General features: G+C 64.4%; 26 protein-coding genes. 11 read left to right on the top strand and 15 right to left on the bottom strand.

Annotation, left to right across the window (positions count from 1 at the left end; genetic code table 11):
* Nucleotides 1-7 precede the first annotated feature (7 nt).
* Genes AC3WJU_RS18350 through ccsB form a run of 3 tightly spaced genes read left to right on the top strand, consistent with a single transcriptional unit; the run spans nt 8 to nt 3,578 of the window.
* A complete protein-coding gene (locus tag AC3WJU_RS18350) occupies nt 8-763 on the top strand; it encodes a cytochrome c biogenesis CcdA family protein (protein WP_059389523.1) in 756 nt (251 codons plus the stop codon).
* Nucleotides 763-2,514: a cytochrome c biogenesis protein ResB gene (resB, locus tag AC3WJU_RS18345; RefSeq protein ID WP_492260536.1), complete on the top strand. Its 1,752-nt coding sequence runs from the start codon at nt 763-765 to the stop codon at nt 2,512-2,514. The genes AC3WJU_RS18350 and resB overlap by 1 nt, the downstream gene beginning before the upstream one ends.
* Complete coding sequence (ccsB, locus tag AC3WJU_RS18340; protein WP_332602659.1) at nt 2,514-3,578, top strand: c-type cytochrome biogenesis protein CcsB; 1,065 nt, start codon at nt 2,514-2,516, stop codon at nt 3,576-3,578. Before resB ends, ccsB begins: the two co-directional genes overlap by 1 nt.
* Before the next feature lie 152 nt (nt 3,579-3,730).
* Here the strand turns inward: ccsB and AC3WJU_RS18335 are convergent, their stop codons facing one another.
* A complete protein-coding gene (locus AC3WJU_RS18335; RefSeq protein ID WP_059389527.1) occupies nt 3,731-4,108 on the bottom strand; it encodes a PLD nuclease N-terminal domain-containing protein in 378 nt (125 codons plus the stop codon).
* Between the two features lie 81 nt (nt 4,109-4,189).
* Here AC3WJU_RS18335 and AC3WJU_RS18330 point away from each other — a divergent pair, with 81 nt between their 5' ends.
* The gene (locus AC3WJU_RS18330; protein ID WP_059389528.1) at nt 4,190-4,498 is read left to right on the top strand and encodes a DUF4229 domain-containing protein; all 309 of its coding nucleotides are present in this window, start codon (nt 4,190-4,192) and stop codon (nt 4,496-4,498) included.
* A 192-nt stretch (nt 4,499-4,690) separates the two neighbouring features.
* Here the strand turns inward: AC3WJU_RS18330 and AC3WJU_RS18325 are convergent, their stop codons facing one another.
* From AC3WJU_RS18325 to AC3WJU_RS18305, 5 genes are all read right to left on the bottom strand, one after another.
* A complete protein-coding gene (locus tag AC3WJU_RS18325; RefSeq protein ID WP_307054572.1) occupies nt 4,691-5,572 on the bottom strand; it encodes a 1,4-dihydroxy-2-naphthoate polyprenyltransferase in 882 nt (293 codons plus the stop codon).
* Between the two features lie 61 nt (nt 5,573-5,633).
* On the bottom strand, nt 5,634-6,767 hold the full coding sequence (locus tag AC3WJU_RS18320) for an AMP-binding protein (protein ID WP_492260535.1): 1,134 nt from the start codon (nt 6,765-6,767) through the stop codon (nt 5,634-5,636).
* A gap of 9 nt (nt 6,768-6,776) precedes the next feature.
* Nucleotides 6,777-7,730, bottom strand: a complete 954-nt coding sequence (locus tag AC3WJU_RS18315) for a 1,4-dihydroxy-2-naphthoyl-CoA synthase (RefSeq protein WP_492260534.1) — start codon at nt 7,728-7,730, stop codon at nt 6,777-6,779.
* A gap of 21 nt (nt 7,731-7,751) precedes the next feature.
* On the bottom strand, nt 7,752-8,189 hold the full coding sequence (locus AC3WJU_RS18310; protein ID WP_059389530.1) for a VOC family protein: 438 nt from the start codon (nt 8,187-8,189) through the stop codon (nt 7,752-7,754).
* A 67-nt stretch (nt 8,190-8,256) separates the two neighbouring features.
* Nucleotides 8,257-8,985: a CPBP family intramembrane glutamic endopeptidase gene (locus AC3WJU_RS18305; protein ID WP_441433108.1), complete on the bottom strand. Its 729-nt coding sequence runs from the start codon at nt 8,983-8,985 to the stop codon at nt 8,257-8,259.
* A 201-nt stretch (nt 8,986-9,186) separates the two neighbouring features.
* Between AC3WJU_RS18305 and AC3WJU_RS18300 the strand changes: the two genes are divergently transcribed.
* Entirely contained in the window at nt 9,187-10,665 is a 1,479-nt protein-coding gene (locus AC3WJU_RS18300; protein WP_492260533.1) for an amino acid permease, read from the top strand.
* A 67-nt stretch (nt 10,666-10,732) separates the two neighbouring features.
* On the opposite strand, the gene AC3WJU_RS18295 is transcribed toward AC3WJU_RS18300, so the two are convergent.
* On the bottom strand, nt 10,733-11,458 hold the full coding sequence (locus tag AC3WJU_RS18295; RefSeq protein ID WP_492260532.1) for a dienelactone hydrolase family protein: 726 nt from the start codon (nt 11,456-11,458) through the stop codon (nt 10,733-10,735).
* Between the two features lie 73 nt (nt 11,459-11,531).
* Here AC3WJU_RS18295 and AC3WJU_RS18290 point away from each other — a divergent pair, with 73 nt between their 5' ends.
* The 5 genes from AC3WJU_RS18290 to AC3WJU_RS18270 all read left to right on the top strand — a co-directional run bounded on the left by AC3WJU_RS18290 (nt 11,532) and on the right by AC3WJU_RS18270 (nt 15,684).
* Nucleotides 11,532-11,990, top strand: a complete 459-nt coding sequence (locus tag AC3WJU_RS18290; protein ID WP_492260531.1) for an SRPBCC family protein — start codon at nt 11,532-11,534, stop codon at nt 11,988-11,990.
* On the top strand, nt 11,990-12,649 hold the full coding sequence (locus tag AC3WJU_RS18285) for a pentapeptide repeat-containing protein (RefSeq protein ID WP_284990070.1): 660 nt from the start codon (nt 11,990-11,992) through the stop codon (nt 12,647-12,649). Before AC3WJU_RS18290 ends, AC3WJU_RS18285 begins: the two co-directional genes overlap by 1 nt.
* Nucleotides 12,650-12,779: 130 nt before the next feature.
* Complete coding sequence (locus tag AC3WJU_RS18280; RefSeq protein WP_492260530.1) at nt 12,780-14,003, top strand: thiolase family protein; 1,224 nt, start codon at nt 12,780-12,782, stop codon at nt 14,001-14,003.
* Nucleotides 14,003-14,818, top strand: a complete 816-nt coding sequence (locus tag AC3WJU_RS18275; RefSeq protein ID WP_492260529.1) for an enoyl-CoA hydratase/isomerase family protein — start codon at nt 14,003-14,005, stop codon at nt 14,816-14,818. Before AC3WJU_RS18280 ends, AC3WJU_RS18275 begins: the two co-directional genes overlap by 1 nt.
* Before the next feature lie 2 nt (nt 14,819-14,820).
* A complete protein-coding gene (locus AC3WJU_RS18270; protein ID WP_307054583.1) occupies nt 14,821-15,684 on the top strand; it encodes a 3-hydroxyacyl-CoA dehydrogenase family protein in 864 nt (287 codons plus the stop codon).
* Nucleotides 15,685-15,775: 91 nt separating this feature from the next.
* Here the strand turns inward: AC3WJU_RS18270 and AC3WJU_RS18265 are convergent, their stop codons facing one another.
* Nucleotides 15,776-16,720: an endonuclease domain-containing protein gene (locus AC3WJU_RS18265; RefSeq protein ID WP_306959171.1), complete on the bottom strand. Its 945-nt coding sequence runs from the start codon at nt 16,718-16,720 to the stop codon at nt 15,776-15,778.
* 146 nt (nt 16,721-16,866) lie between these two features.
* Here AC3WJU_RS18265 and AC3WJU_RS18260 point away from each other — a divergent pair, with 146 nt between their 5' ends.
* Nucleotides 16,867-17,460 (top strand): GNAT family N-acetyltransferase, encoded by a 594-nt coding sequence (locus AC3WJU_RS18260; protein WP_441433104.1) that lies wholly within the window; start codon nt 16,867-16,869, stop codon nt 17,458-17,460.
* A 49-nt stretch (nt 17,461-17,509) separates the two neighbouring features.
* Here the strand turns inward: AC3WJU_RS18260 and AC3WJU_RS18255 are convergent, their stop codons facing one another.
* The 7 genes from AC3WJU_RS18255 to AC3WJU_RS18225 all read right to left on the bottom strand — a co-directional run bounded on the left by AC3WJU_RS18255 (nt 17,510) and on the right by AC3WJU_RS18225 (nt 24,943).
* Nucleotides 17,510-18,361 carry an SGNH/GDSL hydrolase family protein gene (locus AC3WJU_RS18255; RefSeq protein ID WP_492260528.1) on the bottom strand — a complete coding sequence of 284 codons (852 nt, stop codon included), beginning with the start codon at nt 18,359-18,361 and terminating at the stop codon, nt 17,510-17,512.
* A 168-nt stretch (nt 18,362-18,529) separates the two neighbouring features.
* Nucleotides 18,530-19,696 (bottom strand): Gfo/Idh/MocA family protein, encoded by a 1,167-nt coding sequence (locus tag AC3WJU_RS18250; RefSeq protein WP_492260527.1) that lies wholly within the window; start codon nt 19,694-19,696, stop codon nt 18,530-18,532.
* The gene (locus AC3WJU_RS18245; protein ID WP_492260526.1) at nt 19,693-20,460 is read right to left on the bottom strand and encodes a ThuA domain-containing protein; all 768 of its coding nucleotides are present in this window, start codon (nt 20,458-20,460) and stop codon (nt 19,693-19,695) included. The genes AC3WJU_RS18250 and AC3WJU_RS18245 overlap by 4 nt, the downstream gene beginning before the upstream one ends.
* Before the next feature lie 113 nt (nt 20,461-20,573).
* A complete protein-coding gene (locus AC3WJU_RS18240; protein WP_492260540.1) occupies nt 20,574-21,326 on the bottom strand; it encodes a carbohydrate ABC transporter permease in 753 nt (250 codons plus the stop codon).
* A gap of 175 nt (nt 21,327-21,501) precedes the next feature.
* A complete protein-coding gene (locus AC3WJU_RS18235; RefSeq protein ID WP_492260525.1) occupies nt 21,502-22,524 on the bottom strand; it encodes a carbohydrate ABC transporter permease in 1,023 nt (340 codons plus the stop codon).
* A gap of 10 nt (nt 22,525-22,534) precedes the next feature.
* The gene (locus AC3WJU_RS18230) at nt 22,535-23,770 is read right to left on the bottom strand and encodes a sugar ABC transporter substrate-binding protein (RefSeq protein ID WP_306959157.1); all 1,236 of its coding nucleotides are present in this window, start codon (nt 23,768-23,770) and stop codon (nt 22,535-22,537) included.
* Nucleotides 23,771-23,929: 159 nt separating this feature from the next.
* The gene (locus AC3WJU_RS18225; RefSeq protein ID WP_492260524.1) at nt 23,930-24,943 is read right to left on the bottom strand and encodes a LacI family DNA-binding transcriptional regulator; all 1,014 of its coding nucleotides are present in this window, start codon (nt 24,941-24,943) and stop codon (nt 23,930-23,932) included.
* Between the last annotated feature and the right edge of the window lie 175 nt (nt 24,944-25,118).

The raw sequence follows: 25,118 nt of genomic DNA, 5'->3' as shown, positions 1-25,118 counted from the left end.
GGACAGCGTGAACAGCCCTTTCGCCGAGACCATCCTGAGTGGTTCCTTGCTGCTGGCCATCCCCGTGGCCCTGCTGGCCGGACTCGTGTCCTTCCTGTCGCCATGCGTCCTGCCGCTGGTGCCTGGCTACCTTGGCTACGTGACCGGGCTGAGCGGCGTCGACCTCCAGAAGCAAAAGCGCGGACGCATGCTCGCGGGAATCGGCCTGTTCGTCCTCGGATTCTCCGCGATTTTCGTCCTGCTCGGTGGCGCGTTCGGCCAATTGGGGACCCTCATCACCGGCCCGCAGAACGCGTGGATCACGCAATTGCTGGGCGTGCTGGTGATCATCATGGGCGTTGTGTTCCTAGGCGGCTTCGGGTGGTTGCAGCGTGACGCCAAAATCCATGCCAAGCCGCCAGCCGGTCTGTGGGGTGCTCCTTTGTTGGGCATCACGTTCGGACTCGGCTGGGCCCCCTGTATTGGCCCCACCTATTCCGCAGTTCAGCTGCTGAGCCTTTCCGGGGGATCGTCCGCGGCGAAGGGGGCGCTCCTGGCGTTTGTCTATAGTCTTGGCCTTGGCATTCCCTTCCTTTTGATAGCCCTCGCAGTCCGCCGGGGGATGGGTGTCATGTCCTTCTTCCGCAAGCATCGCCTCGCGATCCAGCGGATGGGCGGGGGCATCCTGATCCTCTTGGGAATCCTGATGGCCACGGGAGTGTGGGGCGCCTGGGTTACCGGGCTGCAGTACTGGTTCCAAACCGATGTGAAGTTGCCGATCTGATGAGCGAGCCCGTGCAAGGTAAAACGAAGTCCAACAAGTCCGCCAGCGAATCCGCGGAAGCTGACAACGCCGCTGGCAACGCCTCTGACAACGCCGCTGGCAAGGCCGCCGGCAAGGCGATCGACAAGGCCAAGGCCGAGGCGGCACTGCCGGTCCTGGGGATCGTAGGCATGCTGCGCTGGGCCTGGACCCAGCTGACCAGCATGCGTACGGCGCTGTTCCTGCTGCTGCTCCTGGCAGTCGCGGCAGTTCCTGGCTCGCTGTTCCCGCAGCGCCCGGCCAACCCTTCGATCGTGACGCAGTACATCAGCGACCACCCGGACTACGGCAAGCTCCTGGACTCCGTGCAGCTCTACGACGTGTACTCCTCTGCCTGGTTCTCGGCGATCTACATCTTGCTGTTCATCTCCCTGATCGGCTGTGTCACGCCACGGGCCATCGCCCACTACAAGGCAATGCGCTCCCAGCCGCCGCGGACCCCGAAGCGTCTCTCCCGCCTCCCGGAGTACGGGACGCTTGTGCTGCCCGCCGACGCCGGGATCCCGGCGTCGAAGGCTATCTCGGACGCCGCTGCGGTCCTGAAGAAGCGCGGCTACCGCGTGGAGGTGCGCGACGTCGACGCCGCCATGCCGTCCTTGGGTGCCGAGCGCGGCTTCCTCAAGGAAGTGGGAAACCTCGTGTTCCACGCTTCGCTGATCGGAGTGCTGGTTTCGGTGGCGGTCGGCGGCCTGTTCGGCTACAGCGGCCAGCGCATCCTGGTGGAAGGCGACACGTTCGTGAACACCTTGGTGGGCTACGACCAATTCAGCCCCGGCACCAACTTCCAGAGCAGCTGGCTGCAGCCGTACTCCATCCAGCTGAACAAGTTCGACGTCAAGTTCGACCGTGAATCGTCGGCACACTTCGGCCAGCCCATCGACTTCACGGCGGACGTCACCACCAAGGACACCCCGGACGCGCCCGCCAAGAAGCAGGTCCTCAAGGTCAACGATCCCGTGTCCCTTGGCGATACGAGCATTTACCTGACGGGCAACGGCTACGCTCCCGTGGTCACGGTCCGGGACGGCGCCGGCAACGTCGCGATGCAGGGGCCTGTCGTGGCCAAGCTGCAGGGTGACAACTACTACTCCTCGGTGGTCATCAAGGTTCCCGATGCCAAGCCCGATCAGCTCGGCTTCGCGGGATTCTTCCTGCCGACGGCCATGGTGACGGACAAGGGTGTCGCCTACAGCGGCGATCCCGAACTCTTCAACCCGCAGTTGAACCTCAACTCGTACTACGGCGACCTCGGCCTGAACAAGGGCGCCCCGCAGAACGTCTTCGAGCTCGATGTAGCCAAGCTGACCCCGCTCAATGGCCGCGGCATGGCGGAGAAGGCCATCGCGCTCGCCCCGGGAGGCACCTACACGCTTCCTAACGGCAAGGGCAGCATCACTTTCGACGGCGTCAAGAAGTACGTCGGCGTCGACATCCACCACAATCCGGGCCAGGCCACCGCGCTCGTGTTCGCCTTGCTGGCGGTCGCCGGACTGATTCTCTCCCTCTACCTGAACCGCCGTCGCGTCTGGGTCCGCACCGGAACCCATGACGACGGGCGCACAATGGTGGAGTACGGTCTCCTTGCCCGCGGCGAGGACCACAGGCTGGCCGGCGAAGCTGCCGCGATCCGCGAACTGCTGCAACGTGAATGGCTGCTCCACACAGATCAGTCCACCGACACCGTTTCTTCCTCAACCTCGAAGGACCAGTAATGCTCCCCATCAACGAAACCATGGGCCAGTACAGCGAGCTTTTCATGCTGCTCGCGGCCGGCACCTACACGGTGGCGTTCATCGCTTTCGCGTGGGACCTCGCCAAGAGCAGCAAGATGCTGAAGGCAGTGGACCTGAAGGCGGCCTCTTCCGTGGCAGCCGAGGTCAAGGTTCCGGTCGCCGCCGGGCGTGCCGGTGGAAACGACGTCGGCGGACCGGCCGGCCGTACCGAGCGCCCGACGTCGGCCATCACCTCCGTCAACCAGACCGCCGGCGGTGACATGAAGTACGCCGCCGAGCGCCGCATTCCCGCTCGCGTGGCGGTGGCGGTCGCGATCATCGGCGTGGCAATCCATGGTGCCGGAGTCATCACCCGCGCGATCGGCGCAGGCCGCGTGCCGTGGGGCAACATGTACGAGTTCCTGACCACCGGCGCTTTCCTGGTGGTTGCGGTCTTCCTGCTCTCGCTCATCCGCCGTGACCTGCGCTTCCTGGGCACCTTTGTGCTGGGCCTCGCCGTGATCATGATGGTGGCCGCGTCCGTGACGTACTGGACCCCGGTAGGCCACTTGGTTCCGGCACTGCAAAGCTATTGGCTGGTCATCCACGTCTCCATCGCCGTGATGTCCGCGTCCCTGTTCACTTTGACGTTCGCCATGTCAGCCCTGCAGTTGCTGCAATCGCACCGGCAGAAGACCCTGGCGGCCGGCGGCGTGGACAAACTGGGCTTCATGCGGCTCGTACCGAACGCGTTGAGCCTGGAAAACCTGTCCTACCGCATCAACACCGTGGGGTTTGTGGGCTGGACCTTCACCCTCATGTTCGGCGCCATCTGGGCAGAGAAAGCCTGGGGCCGCTTCTGGGGCTGGGACACCAAGGAAGTCTGGACCTTCGTGATTTGGGTGGTCTACGCCGGCTACCTGCACGCGCGCGCCACCCGCGGCTGGACGGGAACCCGCGCAGCCTGGTTGTCGATTGCAGGCTACCTGTGCGTGATCTTCAACTTCACCGTGGTCAACGTGTTCTTCAACGGCCTGCACTCCTACTCGGGGCTGTCGCAGTAGGACTGCCCAGGACGGGTGCCTTACCGTCCTGACCCTTTTTGAATTAACGACGACGGCGACACTCCGCACTTGCGGGCGTGTCGCCGTCGTTCGCGTTTCAAAAGAGGTCAGGAAGGGCGGCCTCTCCTGCCGTAGGTTCAATGGGCGAGGTGTCAGCTGTTGACGTCGCCGCTGTCGTCGGCTTTGGATTCGCCCTTGAGCTTGCGTTCCTTGGCTTCGAGTTCGGCTTTGAGCTTTTTCAGCCGTTCGGCTTCGGCCTGGTTGCGACGGCGGACCTCCAGGTTGCGGAGAAAGTCGGGGTCGTCGTCGGGAGCGGTGGGGTGGCTCGCAGGCTGCGGGGTGGGCCGGATGTTGTAGGGGCGGCCCAAAATGAACCAAAGAGCGGCTCCGAGGATCGGCAGGAAAATCACGACAAGGAGCCAAGCGGGTTTGGAAATTCCCCGGGTGGCGCGGCGGTCGGTGCGAATGACGTCCACCAGCCCATAGACGTACACGAGCAGGACGGCGACAACTGCAACAACGCGGAGCATACCGTCAAGTCTAGTCGCCGTCGGGTCCGGTGATAGCTGCGCGATCAGGGTGCAATCAGGCTGTGAGGCTAAACTTGATCCGTGGCTTTCCTCAAATACTCCCTGATCCGCCTGGCGATCTTCGTACCGCTCTTCGTCCTCTTTGCCCTCCTGCAGACAGGGTTGTTCCTGGCGGCGATTTTCGCGGGCCTCATCGCGTTCGCGATCAGCTACTTGTTTTTCCAGAAGCAGCGCGACGCCGCGACTGCCGCCATGCGCGAACGTTTCTCCGGGCGGGCCAAGCCCATCCGCTCGGCGTTGGAGATTGAGGACGCCTCGATCGAGGACCGGCTGGTCGATGAAAACCCCGCGGTAAAGGTCGAGAACGACCGCCGCCCCAAAGAAGCCTAGAAGCTCACATCATGTGAGCGAGGGTTTTCGAAAAACGGCCTATATGTGAGCGAGGGTTGTGGGGAAGGACGCTCGCTCACATAAATGGGGTTTCCTACGGACGCTCGCTCACATATGTGGGGTTTCCGGCCAACGCTCGCTCACATCATGTGAGCGAGGGTTTTCGAAAACTGGCTTATATGTGAGCGGGCGTTAGAAGCCGTGGCTCAGGATGAGGCCCAGCGAGAACAGCACGCTGTAGCCAAGGTTGATCATTCCGGTCTGCTTGAGGACGGGGATGAGGCTCTTGCGCTTCCGGCCGTTGACCATGAGCCATGCCGGCATGAGGCAAGCGGGGATCAGCAGCAGCACTATCAGCATCCACGGCTTGGCGGGCGCCAGCACTACTACCAGCAGGATCGCGACGGCCAGCATCAGGACGTAGCTTTCGCGGGCGTGGCGGTCGCCCAGACGCACGGCCAGTGTCCGTTTGCCCGCGGCCGTGTCTGTCGGGATGTCGCGCACATTGTTGGCCATCAGCAAGGCGCAGGCGATCAATCCCGTGCCGATGGCGCCGATGACGGCCGGAAGGCTCACTTGCCCGGCCTGGGTGTAGGTGGTGCCGAGCGTTGCCACCAGGCCGAAGAAGACAAACACGAACAGGTCGCCCAGGCCCAGGTAGCCGTACGGGTTCTTGCCGCCGGTGTATCCCCAGGCGGCAAGGACGCAGCCAATACCCACCAGGATCAGCCACCAGCTCTGCGTAATGATCACCAGGACCAGGCCGAAAATCATGGCCAGGCCGAACGCGCCGAACGCAGCCCACTTGACGTGGTCCGGTCGTGCAGCGCCGGAACCGACCAGCCTGAGCGGACCCACGCGGTCCTCGTCGGTGCCACGGATGCCGTCCGAGTAGTCGTTGGCATAGTTCACGCCGATCTGCAGCAGCAGGGCCACGAGGGCGGCAAGGATGGCATTCAAGAGCCGGAAAGATTGCAGCTCGTAGGCGGCCGCTGTGCCGATCAGCACCGGCGCGATCGCGGCCGGCAGGGTGCGCAGGCGGGCGCCTTGAATCCATTGTGCAGCTGTTGCCACGTTCAGTACCTCGTGTTGTTTCGCGTTGGGGGAAGGCAAATGACGGTCAGGGAGGACGTGTCTATTCTCCCTGATGCACCTCGGCGAGAAGCTCGATCATCGCCAGCCGGTTCGGCTTTCCGTTGGGGAGCATGATGAGGCCATCCGTGGTCAGCACTGTTTTGGGCGCGAGGGTCCCCAGCGATTCCTGGCAGCGGGCCTTGTAGGCCGCGACAGCTTCCGGGGAGCTGTCCTCGACGGCGACATAGGCCGCCACCGCCTGGCCCCACTCACGGGAAGGCACCCCGGCCACGAAAGCCGCCGTGACGCCGTCGAACTTTTCAAGCTCCGCCTGGATGAACGCCGCGGAGGCTTTCACCCCGCCGGTGATGATGATGTCGTCGGCGCGTCCCAGCACCGTGAGCGTGCCGTCGTCGGCGAGCTCGCCGAGATCGTTGGTGCGGTACCAGCGGGTGCCGTCCTCCTCGAAGAACGCCGCGGCAGTCGCCTCGGGCGCCCCTAGGTAACCGGATGCCACGGTGTCGCCGCCCAGGAGGACCCGGCCGTCGTCGTCGAGCATGACCCTGACCCCGTCGATGGGGCTTCCGTCGTACACGCAGCCGCCGCACGTCTCGGCGGAGCCATAGGTGGTCACCACCTTCAGTCCAGCCTCCCTGGCGGCGTCCAGCAGCGCGGCGGAGGCAGGCGCCCCGCCCAGGAGGATGGCGTTGAAACGGCGAAGTACTGCGAGGGTCTGCGGCGAGGGCGAATCGAGGAGCCGCTGCAGCTGGGTGGGCACCAAGGACGTGAAGCGGATCGTGTCCGTCAGCTCTTCGGCGGCGGCGGTGAAGGCCTCCGGAGTGAAGCCGTTCGAGAGGTCCATGACCCACGGGCGCGTGCCGGCGAAGAGCGAGCGGACCAAAACCTGGACGCCGGCAACGTATTGCAGCGGCAGGGCCAGGAGCCACTGTCCCTCGCCGCGGAGCGCGATGGCCGTGGCCATGGAAGAAGCTGCGAGCTGGTCGACCGTGAGCACCGTGGCCTTGGGCGTGCCTGTGGAACCGGAGGTGCGGACCACTACTGCGGCATCTTCGAAACCAGGCGTTTCAACGGCGACCGCTACCGGGGTGCCGGCCTCCGGGACTACGATTTCGACGGCGGGTCCCTCATCGTGGAGGGCGGCGGCCAGGGCTTTGAGGACGGGGTCGATGTTCACGGGCGAGTCCTAGAAGTAGTACGGAAAGTTGGACCAGTCCGGATCGCGCTTCTCGAGGAAGGCTTCCTTGCCCTCCACGGCTTCGTCCGTCATGTAGGCCAGGCGCGTGGCCTCCCCGGCGAAGACCTGTTGGCCGGCCAAGCCGTCGTCGGCGAGGTTGAAGGCGAACTTGAGCATGCGGATGGCTTGCGGGGACTGGCGCGCGATGTCCGCGGCGTACTCAAGTGCAACTTCCTCGAGGCGCTCGTGGTCCACAGCCTCGTTGACGGCACCCATGCGGACCATGTCCTCCGCGGAATACTCACGGGCCAGGAAGAAGATCTCGCGGGCGGCTTTCTGCCCGATCTGCCGGGCGAGCAGCGCCGAGCCGTAACCGGCGTCGAAACTTCCCACGGTGGCGTCGGTCTGCTTGAACTTGCCGTGCTCGCGGGACGCGATGGTGAGGTCCGAGACAACGTGCAGTGAGTGCCCGCCACCGGCAGCCCAGCCGTTCACGACGGCGATGACCACCTTGGGCATGGTCCGCATGAGCCGCTGGACTTCCAGGATGTGCAGGCGGCCGGCCCTGGCGGGGTCGATGCTCTCCTGCGTCTCACCGTCGGCGTACCGATAACCGTCGCGGCCGCGGATCCGCTGGTCCCCGCCGGAACAGAAGGAGTGGCCGCCGTCCTTGGGGGAGGGGCCGTTCCCGGTGAGGAGTACCGTGGCGACATCCGGAGTCATCCGGGCGTGGTCCATGGCGCGGTAGAGCTCGTCAACGGTGCCGGGGCGGAAGGCATTGCGGACCTCCGGGCGGTTGAAAGCGAGCCGGACCGTCGGAAGGTCCCTCGTCACCTTTCCGTCTGCGTCCCGCTCGACCTGCCGGTGGTACGTCATGTCCTGGAAATCGTCGAAACCGGACACGGTACGCCAGCGCGACGGGTCAAAGACGTCGGATACCTTGGCGGGGAAGTCGTTGCTCACCCTCAGAGTCTAGTAATCCAGTCAGCTGATGCAGAACTCGTTGCCTTCGGGATCCGCCATGGTGTGCCATTCGTGCGGCCCTTGCTTTGCCGTCCACAGGTATTTCGCGCCCCGCGCTTCCAATGCGGCGCGGACGTCGTCCTTGTCCTGTCCGTTGAGGCGAACGTCCCAGTGGACACGGTTCTTGACGGTCTTGTCCTCCGGAACGGTCTGGAACAGGAAGCGGCGGCGGGTGTCCTTGTCCTGGTCTTCTTCCGGGCCGATGGCCGCGCCGTCCTTCCACACGAGCTTGCCGTTGTGGGTGGTGGTCTCTTCCTCCGTGGCGAAGCCTTGATCCACCATGGACCGGATGAACGCCTCGTCCTGGGGCTCCACGATCCACTCGAGCGTCTCGGCCCACCAATCGGCCAGGACGTGAGGATTCTTGCAGTCGATCACTACCTGAAAGTTCAGTGCCATGGACTGAACCTACGACGACGGCGCGTGGCCGGGGAAGTGCCAAGCGGACAGTTCCGGTCCGGGTTGGTTAGCCGCCGAGGAGCTGCGGCGGGATCGCGTAGATCAGTACGACGGCCAACAGGTTCTTGGCGGCGTGAACGAAGTAGGAGAACATCACGTTCTTTCCTGTCCAGACGTACACGGCCACCAGGACGACTCCCATTCCGAGGTACGGGGCCAGGGCCGGAAGCACCAGGCCCTCACGTCCCACCACGTGGATGGCTGCGAAACACATGACGGACAGGGCGCAACATAGCCAAATATTGACGCGACGGGACAGCTTGCCGATGAGCAGGTGCCGGAACAGGTATTCCTCCACGAAGGGTCCCAACACCACCAGCAAGGGCACCACGAACCAGGCCGGCAGTTGCAGGACCAGGGACTGGAGGCCCAGCTGGTTCTGCGACTCCTTGGCCGAGCCGGTAACTGTCACCAGGATGGCGGTGATCACCAGCATCGCCACGATGGACAGCGGAATCATGGCGAGCGTGAACCACGGACGGGTGGCCAGGATCAGGAGATCCCGGGCTATGACGCGCCACGCAGCCGCAACCGCGAACAGCCCCACCGAAGCGTAGAAAGCGAGGTTGATGGCGAAGACGGCGGTGGCGGGGTCGGGGAAGACGTGCTCTACGAAAGCCGTCACCGGGGCCGTGGCGAGGCTGAGGACAGCCGCCAATGACACATAGAGTCCGAAAGCCGCAGCGTCCAAGCCCGTGAAACGGTATAGCCTGCCGGCTGGCGGAATGGTGCCCATATGTCCAGCGTAACGCCCCTGTTTGTTGCCCGCGTCACGCTCCGCCGAAATCACCGGGTAAGATGGTTTTGCCGGATTTACCTTCGACGCTTCCGTGTTTTCGCCACTGATTCGACTTGCCAACAGGCTGAAAGCTCGAATTGCTTGTGCCGATGCGCGTGAAGCCAGGGCCGGTATCTCCTCAACCCACAAGGAACAGCTGTGCCTCAAAACACCACAACCGACCTTCAGCGTGAGCCGGGAACCCCGGCTGCGCCCAGTACCGCTACAACTTCCGAAAACCTCAGCGCCGAGGGCTACCAGAAGACCCTGAGCCGCCGCCACGTCACGATGATCGCGATGGGTGGCGCGATCGGCGTCGGCCTCTTCATGGGCGCGGGCGGACGCCTCGCCTCCACCGGTCCGGCCTTGATTTTCTCGTACGCCATTGCCGGCGTCATCGCCTACCTGCTGATGCGGGCCCTCGGCGAACTGATCATGTACCGCCAGACCTCCGGTTCCTTTGTCAGCTACGCCGGTGAAATGTTCGGCAAAAAGGGCGCCTTCCTCTCCGGTTGGATGTATTTCATCAACTGGGCCATGACGGGCATCGCCGAACTCATTGCCATCGGCCTGTACTTCCAGTTCTTCTTCCCGAACGTTCCCGTTGAACTGTCCGCCATCGCCGCGCTGGTGCTGCTGGTGGCCGTGAACCTGTTCAGCGTCAAGGCCTTCGGCGAGTTCGAATTCTGGGCTTCCTGCCTCAAGGTCGCCGCGATCCTGATCTTCCTCGCCGTGGGCACCTTCATGGTGGTCACCAACGCGCAGGTCGGCACCGGCCACGCATCTGTCGGGAACCTCTTCGCTGCCGACGGCGGCATGTTCCCCAAGGGCGGCCTGGTGATGATCCTGGTCCTCAACGCCGTGATCTTCGCCTACAACGCCATCGAACTGGTCGGCATCACCGCCGGCGAGATGCAGAACCCGGAACGCGAAGTTCCCAAGGCGATCCGCGCCGTCGTGATCCGCATTGTGGTTTTCTACGTCGGTTCCGTCACCCTGCTGGCGATGCTCCTGCCCTCGGACCAGTACCACGCGGGCACCTCCCCGTTCGTCACGGTGTTCGGCCAGATGGGCCTGCCGTGGATGGGCGACGTCATGAACATGATCGTCATCACCGCCGCGCTGTCCTCGTGCAACTCGGGCCTGTACTCGATCGGCCGCATCTTCCGCACCATGGCCAACAATGGACATGCCCCCAAGTGGCTCACCAAGATGTCCACCCGCCACGTGCCGTACGCGGCCATCCTGGCAATCGGTGCCGTGTACCTCGTGGGCATCCTGCTCAACATCTGGTTGGGTGGTTCGCACGCCTTCGACCTCGCGCTGAACACCGCTTCGATCGGGGTCATCTTCACATGGGGCTCCATCTTCGCCAGCCAGATCGCACTGCGCAAGAAGAAGGGCAACGTCTCCAGCCTCCCCATGCCGGGTTCGCCGTGGACCAGTTGGGTTGGCCTGATCGCACTCTTGGCCATCACCGTGCTGATCGGCATGGACACCATGACGGACAAGGCAACGGGCGAGGTGTTCCTCCTGGGCCTCTGGACCCTGGCCACCATCCCGTTCTTCGCCCTGGTGCTGTGGCTCGGCTGGCAGAAGGTCAAGAACAACGAACCGAAGAGCGAGCTTTTTAGCTGACTCCCGCTTTGTAGCCAAACGACGGCGGGCGCCTCTTCTCAAGGGAGCGCCCGCCGTCGTTGTTGGTTCAGCCCTTCAGGTACTTCGCGAAGTGGTCCTCGATCCGCTGCCAAGCTTCCGGAGCGGCGGCCGGATCGGGTTTGATGCCCATCACCCGCATCAAGGGCCGCAGTGGCCGCGGCCCTACCGGGACGTCGTTCATGAAGGCGTGGCCCGCCGTCGGGAATTCCTTGACGTCGTGTTCGATCCCGAGGCTCGTCAGCGCGGCCTCCAACTTCGCGGCCGCTCCCGGCAACGTCCGGTCCTTGCCTCCGTAGTTGCCCACCACCGGGCATGCACCTTCCAAAGCCTGCTCAAGGTTCCGTGGCAATTGGCCGTAGTTCACGGAGGCGGCGTCGAAGTCGTCATGGGCTGCGAGCAGGGCGAAGGCGCCTCCCATGCAGAAGCCGATGACTCCCACTTTCCCGGTGCATCGCGCGTCGTTGCGGAGCCAGGACCGTGCCGTGGACACATCCGTGAAGGCCCGGCCCGTGCCCGAGCCCAGGGAACGCATGGTCGCCACGAGGCAGCGCCTCGCGCCGCCGTCGCTATAGAGGTCGACCGCGAGGGTCAAGTAACCGGCCGCGGCGAGCCGGTCCGCGTGCCGCTTCATCACGTCGTCGAGCCCGAAGGCTTCATGGATAAGGACGACGCCGGGAAACGGCCCCTCGCCGTCGGGCTCGGCAAGGTACCCCCGCAGGGTCCGGGAGCCTCCTGCCGCCGCACTGTCCGCGCTCAAGTCGATGTGCACCATGGTGCAATCCTGCCAGACGGCGCAAGCGCCTTTGTCGGCTGTTTTTGTCAGCAGTCGCCGTTAGGCTCGATGCATGGACCACAGCACCACTCTCAGCCAGCACGTCAATGCCACCCGCGAGAAAGTCTGGGCTGTCATCACGGATATTCCCGGCTCGGCCAAGACCCTGTCCAGTGTCAAAGCCATTCAAATGCTTAGTGAGGGCCCCTACGGCGAGGGCACTCGGTGGAAGGAAACCCGCGCCATGATGGGCCGGGAGGAGACCGTGGAAATGCACGTTGCCCAGATCGATCCGCCGCGTGGCACCACGGTCAAAGCCCAGCAGGGCGGTGCGGACTACACCACCCGATTCACCCTGGAAGAGCGCGACGGCGGGACCGAACTGGTGTTGTTCTTCGGCGCCGAGGTCCTCCAGCCGACGTTCTTCAGCAAGGTCATGATGGCCGCGTTCGGAAAGCTCGGGATGAGCATTACCCGCAAGGCGCTCGCGAAGGATCTCGCGGAGATCGCGGCGAAAGCGGAGGCGCTCTGATGGCGGCGGCTGCCAAAGTGACGGCGCCCCGCATCTCCCCGATCAGGCTTGACGAGCTCCGCGACGATCCCGCCCCGGATTTCCAGCGCGGTGAACGGTACGACGGCGTCCGCCTCACCCGCGCGGTGGCCGACGGCGCGGAGCTGAGCGGGGCGGACTTCATCGAGTGTGAATTCAACGGGGTCTCCTTCAACGAGGCACAACTGCGCGGCGCGACGTTCCGGGACTGCATCCTGAATGAGCCCTACGCGCCGGTATTCACGGCCGCACGCACCTCGTGGCGCGAAGTGGAGATCAGCAACCCGCGGTGGGGTTCAGCGGAGATGTACGAGGGTGCCTGGCATTCGGTAAAGATCGACGGCGGCAAGCTGGACTTCCTGAACTTGCGTGGATCCAAACTCACGGACGTGGTGATCACGGGCTGCATCATCAACGAGCTCGACCTCGGGTCTTGCACTGCGACGCGCATGGTGCTGAAGGATTGCACCATCGGGACGCTGGATGTCTCAGGGGCCAAGCTCAAGGATGTGGACCTGCGGGGCTCGGACTTCCGGATGATCAATGGACTCGGCGGCCTGTCCGGGGTGGTCATTGACGATTACCAGCTCAGCCTGCTGGCACCCTTGTTGGCCGGACACCTGGGTATCCGGGTGGTCTGAGTGACAGTTGACTGCTAGGTGACGGTATGCCGGGCGACGGTTGACCGGCGCGCGGCGCCGTGTAATCTTTATAGAACGAACGGTCGGTAAATTATTCGCCGACCCCGCTCCCTTCGCGAAGGATGTTCTCATGGTCGAGGCTTTTCTTGTTGGCGGTGCCCGCACCCCTGTAGGCCGTTACGGCGGCGCGCTTTCCGCGGTCCGGCCTGATGACCTGGCAGCCCTCGTGGTCCGCGAAGCCGTGGCCCGTGCCGGCGTCGACCCCGACGCCATCGATGAAGTCATCCTGGGCAACGCCAACGGCGCCGGCGAGGAAAATCGCAACGTCGCCCGCATGGCCACCCTTCTGGCGGGACTGCCCCTCCATATCCCCGGCATCACGGTCAACCGCCTGTGCGCCTCCGGAATGAGCGCCATCATCATGGCCAGCCACATGATCAAGGCGGGTGCTGCGGACATCGTGGTGGCGGGCGGCGTCGAATCGATGAGCCGGGCCCCATGGGTACAGGAGAAGCCCACCACAGCCTTCGCCAAGCCGGGCCAGATCTTCGACACGTCCATCGGCTGGCGCTTCGCCAACCCCCTCTTCACCAAGGGAGAGCTGTCCCGCGGCGGCAAGATGACGTATTCCATGCCGGAAACTGCCGAGGAAGTCGCCCGCGTGGACGGCATCTCCCGGGAAGACGCCGATGCCTTCGCCGTCCGCTCCCACGAACGCGCGCTTGCTGCCATCGCCGGGGGCCGCTTCAAGGAAGAGATCGTTCCGGTCACCGTGAAGACCCGCAAGGGCGAAACCGTGGTGGACACGGACGAAGGCCCACGCGAGGGAACCACCATGGAGGTCCTCGCCGGGCTCCGTCCAGTGGTTGCCGGCGGATCCGTTGTCACGGCGGGCAACTCCTCCTCGCTCAACGACGGCGCCTCCGCCATCATCGTTGCGTCCGAGGCCGCCATCGAAAAGTTCGGCCTCACGCCGCGCGCCCGCATCATCGACGGCGGCTCGGCCGGCTGCGAACCGGAAATCATGGGCATCGGCCCGGTTCCGGCTTCCCAGAAAATCCTGGCCCGTTCGGGACTCACGGTCGGCGACCTTGGCGCCGTCGAACTCAATGAAGCCTTCGCGACGCAATCGCTCGCGAGCATGCGGCGCTTGGGCCTGGATCCGGACATCGTGAACCTCGACGGCGGTGCGATCTCGTTGGGGCACCCGCTCGGTTCCAGCGGCTCGCGCATCGCGATCACCTTGCTGGGCCGCATGGAACGCGAGCTGGGCACCGCGGACCGTAAGATCGGCCTCGCGACGATGTGCATCGGCGTCGGGCAGGGCGCCGCCATTCTCCTGGAAGGCCTGTAATGGCGTTGAACCCCGAGGAATTCGGAACGTTGCTCATCGAGGAACGCGAGGACCGCGTCACGGTGCTGCTGAACCGGCCGGAGGTCCGCAACGCGATCGACCAGCAGATGGTGGACGAACTCCACCAGGTGTGCGAGTACCTTGAGCGAGAGCCCAAAATCCTGATCATTGCCGGCGTTGAAGGGGTCTTTGCGTCGGGTGCTGATATCGGCCAGTTGAGGGAACGTCGCCGTGACGACGCCCTGCGCGGTATCAATTCCACCATTTTCGTGCGGATCGCGAAGCTGCCCATGCCCGTCATCGCGGCCCTGGACGGCTATTGCCTGGGTGGCGGAGCCGAACTCGCCTACGCCGCGGACTTCCGCATCGGCACGCCCAGCCTGCGCATCGGCAACCCGGAAACCGGACTGGGCATCATGGCGGCGGCCGGTGCAACCTGGCGCCTGAAGGAACTCGTGGGGGAGCCCATCGCCAAGGAAATCCTCTTGGCCGGGGCGGTCCTCCGTGCCGAGGAAGCCCTTCGCATCAATCTGATCACCCAGATCCATGAAGCTCCCGTGCTGATGGAAGCGGCCCACAACCTTGCTGACCGGATCGGCCGGCAGGACCCCCTGGCCGTGCGGATCACCAAGTCCGTGTTCCACGCTCCGGCCGAGGCTCACCCCGTGATCGACACGTTGGCCCAAGGCATGCTTTTCGAATCGCAAGCCAAGTTCGACCGCATGCAGGCGTTCCTGGACAAGAAAAGCGCCAAGCAATCCAGCGACAACCCGTCCAGCGACAACCCGTCCAGCGACAACCCAGACAGGACCTGAAAATGACAGCAACGCCCGCTATCCCGCATGTTGTCGGTGTCCTCGGCGGTGGCCGCATGGGCGCCGGCATCGCCCACGCCTTCCTGATCAAGGGCGCCACCGTGATCGTCGTCGAACGCGACCACGAATCCGCCGCCGGTGCGCAAGCTCGCGTTGCCGAGGCCGTGGCCAAGTCCGCCGCCCGAGGCACCCTGACGGAATCAGCCGAAGAAGCCCTGTCCCGCTTCAGCACCTCAACCGACTACGACTCCTTCGTGCACTGCGGGCTCGTGGTCGAAGCCGTGCCTGAGGACTACGAGCTCAAGGTTGCGGCCCTCAAGGCTGTGGAGGAGCACCTCTCCGCTGACGCCTTCCTGGCCTCCAACACCTCGTCCCTTTCCGTGACCGGCCTCGCTTCGCAACTTCGGAGGCCTGGCAATTTCGTGGGCCTGCACTTCTTCAACCCGGTCCCGGCTTCCACGCTCATCGAAGTGGTCCTGGCCAAGGAGACCTCACCGCAGCTCGCCGCCACGGCGAAAAGCTGGACCGAGGCACTCGGCAAGACCGCCGTCGTCGTCAATGACGCGCCAGGCTTTGCCTCCTCGCGGCTGGGCGTGGCGATCGCACTCGAGGCGATGCGCATGGTGGAGGAAGGCGTGGCCTCCGCGGAGGACATCGATGCGGCCATGGTGCTCGGCTACAAGCACCCCACGGGACCGCTCAAGACCACGGACATCGTGGGCCTGGACGTGCGCCTGGGCATCGCCGAGTACCTGCATTCGACGCTGGGGGAGCGCTTCGCCCCTCCGCAGATCCTGCGCGACAAGGTTGCCCGCGGCGAGCTGGGCCGCAAGACCGGCAAGGGTTTCTTCGACTGGGCGGACTAGCGCTTCCGGGCCACCCAACTGACTCGCATTTGATGTCGTTTTGACGCCCCATAACGGCAACAACTGCGAGCTACTTGGGGGGGGCGAACCGTCACTTGGGTGTCCAGCCTCGGTCCAGGAGCACGGCACGGACTTTCGCGACGGCGGACCGTGCGTCGTTCTCCATGTGCCGTTTGGAGATCCTCACCAAGTGCCAGCCGGCACGGGCGAAATCCTCTTCGCGGGCGATGTCCCGGACTATCTGGGCCGGCTCGGAATGCGGCTCGCCGTCGTATTCGACCGCCACCCGGTGTTCCGGATAGGCCAGGTCCGGTTGACGTACGACGCCGGCGCCTAGCTCGGCGGCCACGTTCAGTTGCGGTTCGGGCAGTCCGGCGTTTTCGAGGGCCAGCCGGAGCCGGGTTTCGGGTGCCGAGTCCGAGCCGATCCGTGCCTGTTCGAGTGCCAAACGGGCCTTGCGGATTCCAGGCGTGCCTTTGTGCCGGTCCAGCATGTCGGCCAGTTGTTCCAATGTTGCGTACGGCTCTGTCCGGCCTTCGAACTCCGGCCGGGGGTTCCGCACTAAATGGTCGGCCACAACCGTCAGTTCATCCGCACTCATCTTCCGGGACACATCAAGCCACGTTCGGGTGCGCGTGGTGATCAACAGACCGTCAAGACTGGTGATTTCGTCGTCGAAGAACTGCCCCACATGCCCAACCACCCCGGTTCGTCGAGGAATGGCCATGGTGTCCGGACGCGAAATATGGATGCGCGGATCATCGCTGCCTGGCAGGAACCCCGGGAACGACCACAAACCGAAGGCTGTGGCGTGAGACGCGGCCGAGAACTCGGTCACCGCGGTGAAAGGCCGGATGAAACCGACGTCCGTCGCCTGCCCGGGAACCAATGCGTGGTCCGGAATCCTGATGCCCCGGCTTGGCGAGGGGAGCGATCGGTGCCGCAACCGCCGCCGGCTCACACCGGCGTCGAGCGCTTCTTGAAAGGTGAACGGGGCGCCGGCCAGCAGCGCCGGCAAGGGTTGCGGGGTCCTCATCGCCCTATCGTTGCAAATCCTGGAACGCCATATTTAGTTATCCACAGGCAATTGCCCCGGCAGCCCAACTGACTCGCAGTTGTTGTCGTTTACAGCCGCCAAAACGACAACAAATGCGAGCCAGTTGGGTCGGTTAGGCTGGCTGGGTGACTCACATTGCACCCGTGACCCTGGACGGTCGCTTCGTAACCCTGGAGCCCCTTGGCCCCGAGCACCACGACGGTCTTGTGGATGCCGCGAAAGACGGCGAGCTGTGGAAGCTCTGGTATACCTCGGTCCCGACGCCGGAGGGCATGGCCGCGGAGATCGACCGCCGGCTCGGGCTGCAGGAGCAAGGATCCATGCTTCCGTTCGCGACCCGGTTGAAGGCGACCGGCAAGCTCATCGGCATGACCACCTACATGAACATCGACGGTGCCACTCCGCGTGTCGAGATCGGTTCCACGTGGAACGCAGCCTCGGCACAGGGCAGCGGGAGCAACCCGGATTCCAAACTGTTGCTCTTGCGTCACGCTTTCGAAACCATTGGCTGCCCAGCCGTCGAATTCCGCACGCACTGGCTCAACCACCAGTCCCGCGAGGCCATCGCACGGTTGGGCGCGAAGCAGGACGGCGTCCTCCGGAACCATTCGCGGACTTTGGACGGAGTGCTCCGAGACACGGTGGTGTTCTCCATCCTCGAACACGAGTGGCCCGCGGTGCGCACCGGGCTCGAGTTCAGGCTCGCGAAGCGGTCCTGAGCGCGTGCACCGAACGACCGCGCTCCGGCGCGTTCGCGGCTGACGCCAGCTATTTCTTGAGCGCGCTGTTCACGGCGGTACGGTAGCCCTGGGAGTAGCCAGCGTCGTTGGGATGGAAGTTCTCCAACGCGAGCTCGGGCGGATCCAAGGGCGATGGCTGGGTGTAGTGGATCCATGGATTGTTGGAACCGATGCCGTGCCCCGTGAACCGCTCCGTCACGCTCACGTAGCCCACCCCTGCGGCGGAGGCGGCGCCGGAGATGGTCGCATTCAATTGGTCAGCCATTCCATTCAGGGTGGTGGCCAACTCTTTCTGCGCGGGAGGCATCTTGGGGCCGACGGTGAACAAGCGCGGATACCCGGTCAGCACGATCTGGGCGCGGGGTGCCTTCTGCCGGATGGACTGGACCATAGCCACGATGTTGGCGGGTAGCGCGGGCAGCGCATTCGCCACGCCCTGTACGGCCGAAGCGCAGGCCAGGGCATCGGCACTGGTGCACGCCACCGCCACGGCTCCCGTGCCGACGTCGTTGCCACCAACAGTCACCGAGACTTCGGTAGCGGACCCCAGGGCGATCGCGACAGGATCGGCGGGGGACAGCTTGTCCAGACCTGCCTTGACGGCAAGCGACGTAGCACCGAAGCAGCCCAGGTTCAGCCCGCCCAAAAGGGCGGCGTAACTGTCCAGGCTCTGATGGCAGCCCGGCAACGAGCCCGGAGCCGGACTGCTGCCGCCCGTGCCGGCGGCATAGGAATCGCCCAGGGCGACATAGACATCGGCCGGTTTCGCTGTGGTCGGATTCGCCTGTGCGGGTCCCGCGCCGAATCCTGCCAGGAGTACGACGACGGCGACGGCGCCCGCCAGGCGGCCACACCGGCGTCGCGAATTAGCTGCTTGCATGATTGATATCCCCCTCGTGTCGATCTGCAGTGCCGCTTGGCGGCGCGGGCTACCCCAGCCCGGCAGTCTTGCGGCCAGACTACGCGAGCTGCGGGCCCACGACTACGGAAACCCAACTGGCTGACAGTTGTTGTCGTTATGAGGGCTCAAAACGACAACAACTGCGAGTTAGTTGGGTCGGCTACGGCGGGGGTCAGTTGGGTTGGTGGGTTGGTGGGCTGGAGGGGTGAGGGCGCTGCGGACTGAGGTCCAGGACTTGAGGACCTCCAGTACGTCCGGGTCGCGTTCCGTCAGGACGGCCTGGGAATACGATTCCTCGAGCAGCGCGTCCACGGAAATGCGGGTGCCGGTGGATGCGCTGAGCATGGCCGCTTCCACCATGGCCAGGCTCATGATGTTCTGGTGGACCTGCCCCATGGGAGTGTTCGCTGTGCGCAGGGCAGTCACGAAGTCACGCAGCGAACCGGCGATCTCCTGCCCGGGATCGTCGCAGCCGGGGCCCGAATCAGCGCCCAACGAGGACACAGGTTCGCTGTCGCCGTCCCACAGGACCGTGCCGTGTTCGCCGCTGATCCGCCATGCCGCGTTCCAGGAGGTCTCCTGGCCCGGGCTGCACCAGCTTCCAGTGAACACGAAGCGCTCCCCACCGGTCATTTCGAAGATGGCGGTGGCCCCTGCATCGCCGCGGTACCAGCTCCAGGACGGGTTGTATTCCTCGCAGAACACCGAGACAGGATCCGCGTCGAGCAGGAACCGGGCCGTGTCGAACTGATGGATGGCCATGTCCAGCAGCAACGGGTGGTCCATGGCATCCCGGAATCCGCCGAAATGCGGCGCCTTGAAGAACTCGGCGGAGACAATCCCCACGCTGCCTAGAGAAGCAGAAAGCCGTTTGGCCTCGAAAAGATGCCTGTTGTACCGGCGCGACTGGCTGACCATGAACAACTGGCCGCTAAGCTCCGACGCCGCGGCTAGCGAAAGCCCCTGGGCCACGGTGGAAGCCACAGGCTTTTCGCCGAGCACCGGGAGCCCTGCAGCCAGCGCCTCCGTGGTCACCGGATGGTGGGCTACCGGAACGGTGACGTTGATGACCGCTTGGGCGCCGACGTCGGACGCCAACTGTGCGGTCCCGGAGCCCACCGGCAGATCGGGACGCCCGATCGCCGCCGCTCCGGCGCGGGCGGCATCCAGGTCCAGGTCGACGATGCCCGCGAGCTCCACGAGCGGGGACTCCTGCACCGTCCGGAGCCACGCGCGGCCCATCCCCCCGGCGCCGACGACGACGACGCGAAGGGGAGTGCCGTCGTCGGGAAGGGTGGCGAAAGGGGTACTCATGCGTTGGCTCCCTGGCAGCTCTTGCCGTTGAAGAAATCGTTGGTCTCGTAGCGCAGCAGTTCAGGGTGGGCGCGCTCGGGCCGATCGGTGACTGCCCATTCGACGGCGTTGGAGATGACCCGGCGGACGTCCTTGTGGTGGTAGACCGGGTAGTCCTGGTCGCCGGGGCTGAAGAAGAAGATCTTGCCGTGGCCGCGGCGGAACGTGCAGCCCGAGCGGAAGACTTCGCCGCCGCTGAAGGAACTGATGAACACGAGCTCCTCCGGAGTGGGGATGTCGAAGAACTCGCCGTACATTTCCTGCTGATCGATCACGATGGGGTGCGGCACGCCCTTAGCGATGGGGTGGGTGGGGTCCACAGTCCAGACCAGTTCGCGGTCCTGCTCACTGCGCCAGCGCAACGTGCATGAGGTGCCCATGAGCTTGGTGAAGATCTTGGACCAGTGCCCCGAATGCAGGACGATCAAGCCCATCCCGGACAGGACGTGGCGGTGCACGCGCTCGACGATCTCGTCGTCCACATCACCGTGGGACATATGCCCCCACCAGGTGAGGACGTCCGTGTTGGCGAGGACTTCCTCGGTAAGGCCGTGCTCGGGCTCGTCGAGGGTGGCGGTGCGGACGCTGGCCTTGTCGCCGAGGTTCTCCTCGATGCCGGCCTTCACGGCCCCGTGCATGCCGTCCGGGTAGAGGCGGGCAACCAGTTCGTCGCGCTTTTCGTGCCGGTTTTCGCTCCACACGGTCACGCGGATTGGTTCAGACATGGTTTCTCCTTGAAGGTTAGTGGTTTGGTGCCCGACGGCGGTGCGGAGCCGCGGGCGGCGAGCTCGGCACCCGCGGCGGGACCCGCCGTCGGGATCTGGCTATTTGACGGCCGCTACTTGACCGCTCCACTGGCCGTGCCCGCAGCGATGTATTTCTGCGCCGCGACCAGCAGGATGATGGCCGGGATGGAGGCGAGGACGGCCGTGGCCATGACGGAGCTCCAGTCGTTCACGTAGGCGCCGATGTACTGGAATATTCCCAATGTCACGGGCCGCACGGCCTCCGTGGTGGTCAGAGTCAGGGCGAACAGGAAGTCGCTCCAAGTGAACAGGAAAGTGAAGAGCCCCGCGGTGATGAGCGAGTTCCTGCTCAGTGGCACTACGATGGACCAAAACGCCCTCACATGCCCGGCACCGTCTACTCGGGCCGCCTCGATGACCGACGCCGGTATGCCGTTCATGAAGGCCCTGATGATGAGGATCGCGAACGGGATGCCATGCGCGGAGTCGGCCAGGATCAGGCCCGGGATGGAATTGAGCAGGCCAAGATCGTTGTAGGCCGTGTACAGCGCGTTGGCCACCACGATCCCCGGGATCATCTGGCTGATCAGGATCGCGAAGAGCACCACGCCAGCGCCCTTGACCTTGAAATAGGCCAAGGCATAGGCCGCCGGCGCCGCGATGGCCAGGCTGAGTACCACGCTGCCGAGCGAGATCAGCAGGCTGGTGGCCAGGTTCCCGCCCTGCTCGCTGATGGCCGTGGCGTAGCCAGTGAAGTCCGGCTTGAGCGGCAGCCACGAGGTTTCCAAGGTGGTGCCGTTGGGCTGCAGCGAAGCGTTCACCATCCAGTAGACCGGGAACAGCATGATGGCCAGGAAGACGATGGCCAGGACGGTGTAGCCCCACCTTTTGCGCTCGGGTCCCGTCCCGGAGCGAACCGGTCCGGCGCCTTTGGAGGCGATCCTATTTCGGGCGCTCGCTTTCCGGGCGCTCGCCGGCGCCGAACGGCGGGTGGTGATTTTCGTCGTCGTCATGGTTTCCTCACTCATCGACGGACCGTCGGCTGGCACGCAAGTACAGGACCGCGAAGACCAGCGAAATGACCACCAGGACGTTGCCCAGCGCGGCGCCCTCGCCGAATTTGAACTCGTGGAAGGACAGATCGTAGGACTGGGTGGCGATGGTCTGGGTCGAATTCGCCGGGCCGCCGTTGGTCAGGCCCAGGATGATGTCCAGCACCTTGAGGGTGTAGACGACGCCGAGCACCAGGACCACGCTCACCACCGGACGCAGCATCGGCCAGGTGATGTGCCGGAACGCCTTCCAACCCGTGGCGCCGTCCAAGGAGCCGGCCTCGTAGAGCTCATCCGGTATTTCCTGGAGGCCGCCATAGAGAATGGTCAGATTGAACGGGATGCCGATCCAGATGTTCACCCCCACCACGGCGATCAGCGCCAGCGAGGTGCTGTTGAGCCATGGAACGCCCGTGTTCACGATGTGCATCTCTCCGAGGAAGCGGTTCAAGGCTCCGCTGTCCTTGTCCAGGATCCATCTCCACACGGCGCTGGACACGATGAGCGGCAGCAACCAGGGGAGCAAGAGCAGCGAACGCAGGATTCCGTTGAGCGGGAACTTGCGCTGGAAGAAGATCGCCAGCGCCAGCCCGATCACGAACTGGCCCAGTATGGATCCCAGCGTGAACAGCGCGGTATTCACCAAAGATGTTGAAAACAACGACGACGACAGCACCTTCGCGTAGTTCGCCAACCCCACCCAGGGGGCCTCGCCCGTGAAGAACGTGGCCGTGGTGTAGTCCTGGAAGCTCATGACGATGTTCTTGACCACGGGGTAGCCGAAGAACAGCGCCATGTAGGTCACGGCAGGGACCAGGAACAGCCACTGGAAGAGGCGCTCGCGGCGTTTGCGGCTGCGCCGGCGCGGTGACTGGATTGCCTCCCCGGCGCGGGGGTTGTCCGAGCCGGACTTTGCGCGCGCTGTGGCCTGCTGGTTGGCCTGCGACTTGGCCTGCGCTCTGGGTTGCGACGAATCAGTTGTGAGGGACATCTCCAGCCGCTTACTGGCCTTGGGCTTGCTTGAGGGCGTCGGCGGGGGAGGCCTTGCCCGTCAGCGCGGTCTGGATTGCGGTGTAGATCTTGGTCGCCTGTGCCGGCCATCCTTCTCCGAGTTCGCCGGTACGGGCCCGGGCTGTCTTGATGAGGTCGGTGAAGGTGGCGAGCTTGGGGTTGTCGGTGGCGAACTTTGCGGCCAGCGAGGTCTTGGACGGGATAGTGTTGCGGACCTTGGCCATGGCCAGCTGGTTTTCGTCGCTGTTCATGCAGGCCACCACTTCCGCGGCCTTGGCCTGATGGGCCTTATTGCCTGTCTGCGGAACGGTCCACACTTCGCCGCCAAGCGGGGCAACGGCTGTCTGGCTGGCGTCACGGACCGGAATCTTCACGACGCCGTATTTCAGCGCGGTGTTCTTGTCGAGCGCCGGGATCTGCCAGGGGCCGTTGACCATCATGGCTGCCTTGCCTGCCATGAACTGGTCCTTGACGTCTGCCTGGGTCCAGTTCAGCGCCGAGGAGGACACGGATCCGTCCTTGACGAGGTCGGTCCAGAGCTGGAGGGCCTGGGCTGTCGCCGGGGTGTCGATGTTCTTCTCGTCGCCTCCGTTGGACCACATGACCGGAAGGAACTGCCATGTGCCCTCGTAGGTCGGGTTGGCGTTGAAGGCCAGGCCATACTGCTCGCCTGAGGTGAGCTTGGTGGCCGCCGTCTTTAGCTCGTCCCACGTGGTGGGCGGGGTGACTCCGGCCTTGGCCAGAATGTCCTTGTTGTAGAAGAGCGCGATCGTGTTCACGGTGGGGGCTAGCCCGTACACCTTGTCTTTGTAGGTGCCTGCACTCAGGACCCCGGGCGCGAAATCGGCGGTGCTGATGTTGAAATCGGACAGTGGAGCCAGCGCTCCGGTAGCGGCAATCTGTTGCAGGTCCGGATTGTCGAGCATGAGTACATCCGGAAGCGTCTTCGAAGAGGACTGCTGGAGCACCTTGGAGATCAAGGACTTGCCCGGCACGGTCTCTCGTTTGATCGTGACGCCTGCCTTGGTGCCGCAGGCGGTCAGGGCGTCGCCGATGAAGGACTTGTCCGGCTCGTTGTTGTAGTAGTCCATCACGGAGATTTCCTTCACGGCATCCGTGGAGGAGGCGGAGGTAGTGGTGCCGCAGCCCGAGATGGCGAGCGGGAGGCCGACGAGAGCGGCCACGGCCAGGGCGAGCGGGCGGCGTGTCCTGATAGCTGACTTCATTGTCTGTTCCTTTGTTGGTGGAGGAAGGGAATGGTGCGTTTGTTGATGGGAAGTGGATTATCGAATCATCGATGCGTATCGACGATGCTGAAACGAACGGGGTAACGGAGTAACGACCTGCGATGAAAAGCGTTGACGCGGTGGATCAGGGGTGGCGATTCACTGCGGACGGAGGGTGCTTGAACGGTGCGTGATGACCGTGGGTACCAACTCCAGGGATTCGTGTGGTCCGTGGGAGTCGGCGTCGAGGAGTTGGCACATGATTTTGACTGCCCGGCGGGATACTTCAGCCGGGCGCAGATCGATGGTGGAAAGCGGTATGGGTTGGAGCTCGGCGAGGGTGGGGGAGGCGCTTCCGATAACAGAAACGTCCAGCCCCAGGGTCAAACCGCGGCTGCTCAAGTCGCGGCGCAGAATGTCTTGGATGGTGCGGTCGGGTGCGATGAATGCGGGCTTTCCTGTGGTGCCGGCGAGGGCCTTGTCCACCGATTCGGCGATGGTGGCGCGGTCGGACCCGCCGGGAAGGTGGAGCACGGTCACGCCCAGTGCTTTGGCCGCGACGTCCGTGCCGTGCAAGAACCGGTCGACGTAGTTCACGTGGCGGTCCATCACCGCGGGCTGCCAATCAATAACGGAAATCACGGAGTGGCCTGCGGCCGCAAGATCCCGGACGCAGTGTTCGCCGGCCATTTCGAAGTCGGCGTCGATGCAGACCAGCCCGGACGGATCGCGGGGAATGCCGATCAGCACCACCGGGACGTTCAGGCTGCGGGCCACCGGGAGACGCTCGTCCTCGTCCTCAACCTGCATGAGGATCAGGCCGTCGCAAATCTGCTGCCCGACCACGCGGCTCAGTCCGGCGGCGCCTTCGTCGTCGGTGACCAGGAGAATGTCGTGGTCGAATTGCCGGGCCGTGCTGGCAATGACCGAGACGAACTCCATGATCGATCCCATTTCCAGTTCGGGAATGAACGGAATGACCAGGCCGATGACCCGGGTCTTGCGGCTTGCCAAGGCGCGGGCGCCGGCGTTGGGTTGGTAAGTGAGTTGCTCGATGGCGGCCTCGACCTTTTTCCGGGTCTTCTCGGAAATGGGCCGCTTGCCGCTGAGCACGTACGAGACGGTGCTTTGGGCTACGCCGGCAGCCTGGGCGACGTCCTTGCTGGTGGGCACGTTCCAGGCCTCCTTGCCGGGTTCGGTGGGTCTTGGTGATGCGTACTTCGGTGTGCGTCGATACGCATCGTCGATGCGTATCGAGAAAGAGTATGACATGGATCACGTAAAACCCGCAAGACCCAACCCTCGCTCACATATCCCGCCTTTCCTCCCAACCCCCGCTCACATATCC

The sequence above is a fragment of the Arthrobacter sp. FW306-1B-F12A genome, assembly GCF_058781865.1.
Note: the sequence above shows the minus strand (reverse complement) of the source record. Positions and strands in the feature narration are given on the sequence as shown.

Bases quoted from the DNA above. Each gene is read 5' to 3' on its own strand.
- AC3WJU_RS18280 (WP_492260530.1), top strand. From the start codon at position 12,780: ATGGTCGAGGCTTTTCTTGTTGGCGGTGCCCGCACCCCTGTAGGCCGT.
- AC3WJU_RS18245 (WP_492260526.1), bottom strand. From the start codon at position 20,460: ATGTCTGAACCAATCCGCGTGACCGTGTGGAGCGAAAACCGGCACGAA.
- AC3WJU_RS18255 (WP_492260528.1), bottom strand. From the start codon at position 18,361: ATGCAAGCAGCTAATTCGCGACGCCGGTGTGGCCGCCTGGCGGGCGCC.
- AC3WJU_RS18235 (WP_492260525.1), bottom strand. From the start codon at position 22,524: ATGTCCCTCACAACTGATTCGTCGCAACCCAGAGCGCAGGCCAAGTCG.
- AC3WJU_RS18270 (WP_307054583.1), top strand. From the start codon at position 14,821: ATGACAGCAACGCCCGCTATCCCGCATGTTGTCGGTGTCCTCGGCGGT.
- AC3WJU_RS18295 (WP_492260532.1), bottom strand. From the start codon at position 11,458: ATGGTGCACATCGACTTGAGCGCGGACAGTGCGGCGGCAGGAGGCTCC.
- AC3WJU_RS18240 (WP_492260540.1), bottom strand. From the start codon at position 21,326: ATGCTGTTCCCGGTCTACTGGATGGTGAACGCTTCGCTGCAGCCCAAC.
- AC3WJU_RS18305 (WP_441433108.1), bottom strand. From the start codon at position 8,985: ATGGGCACCATTCCGCCAGCCGGCAGGCTATACCGTTTCACGGGCTTG.
- AC3WJU_RS18310 (WP_059389530.1), bottom strand. From the start codon at position 8,189: ATGGCACTGAACTTTCAGGTAGTGATCGACTGCAAGAATCCTCACGTC.
- AC3WJU_RS18230 (WP_306959157.1), bottom strand. From the start codon at position 23,770: ATGAAGTCAGCTATCAGGACACGCCGCCCGCTCGCCCTGGCCGTGGCC.
- resB (WP_492260536.1), top strand. From the start codon at position 763: ATGAGCGAGCCCGTGCAAGGTAAAACGAAGTCCAACAAGTCCGCCAGC.
- AC3WJU_RS18250 (WP_492260527.1), bottom strand. From the start codon at position 19,696: ATGAGTACCCCTTTCGCCACCCTTCCCGACGACGGCACTCCCCTTCGC.
- AC3WJU_RS18285 (WP_284990070.1), top strand. From the start codon at position 11,990: ATGGCGGCGGCTGCCAAAGTGACGGCGCCCCGCATCTCCCCGATCAGG.
- ccsB (WP_332602659.1), top strand. From the start codon at position 2,514: ATGCTCCCCATCAACGAAACCATGGGCCAGTACAGCGAGCTTTTCATG.
- AC3WJU_RS18335 (WP_059389527.1), bottom strand. From the start codon at position 4,108: ATGCTCCGCGTTGTTGCAGTTGTCGCCGTCCTGCTCGTGTACGTCTAT.
- AC3WJU_RS18290 (WP_492260531.1), top strand. From the start codon at position 11,532: ATGGACCACAGCACCACTCTCAGCCAGCACGTCAATGCCACCCGCGAG.
- AC3WJU_RS18265 (WP_306959171.1), bottom strand. From the start codon at position 16,720: ATGAGGACCCCGCAACCCTTGCCGGCGCTGCTGGCCGGCGCCCCGTTC.
- AC3WJU_RS18275 (WP_492260529.1), top strand. From the start codon at position 14,003: ATGGCGTTGAACCCCGAGGAATTCGGAACGTTGCTCATCGAGGAACGC.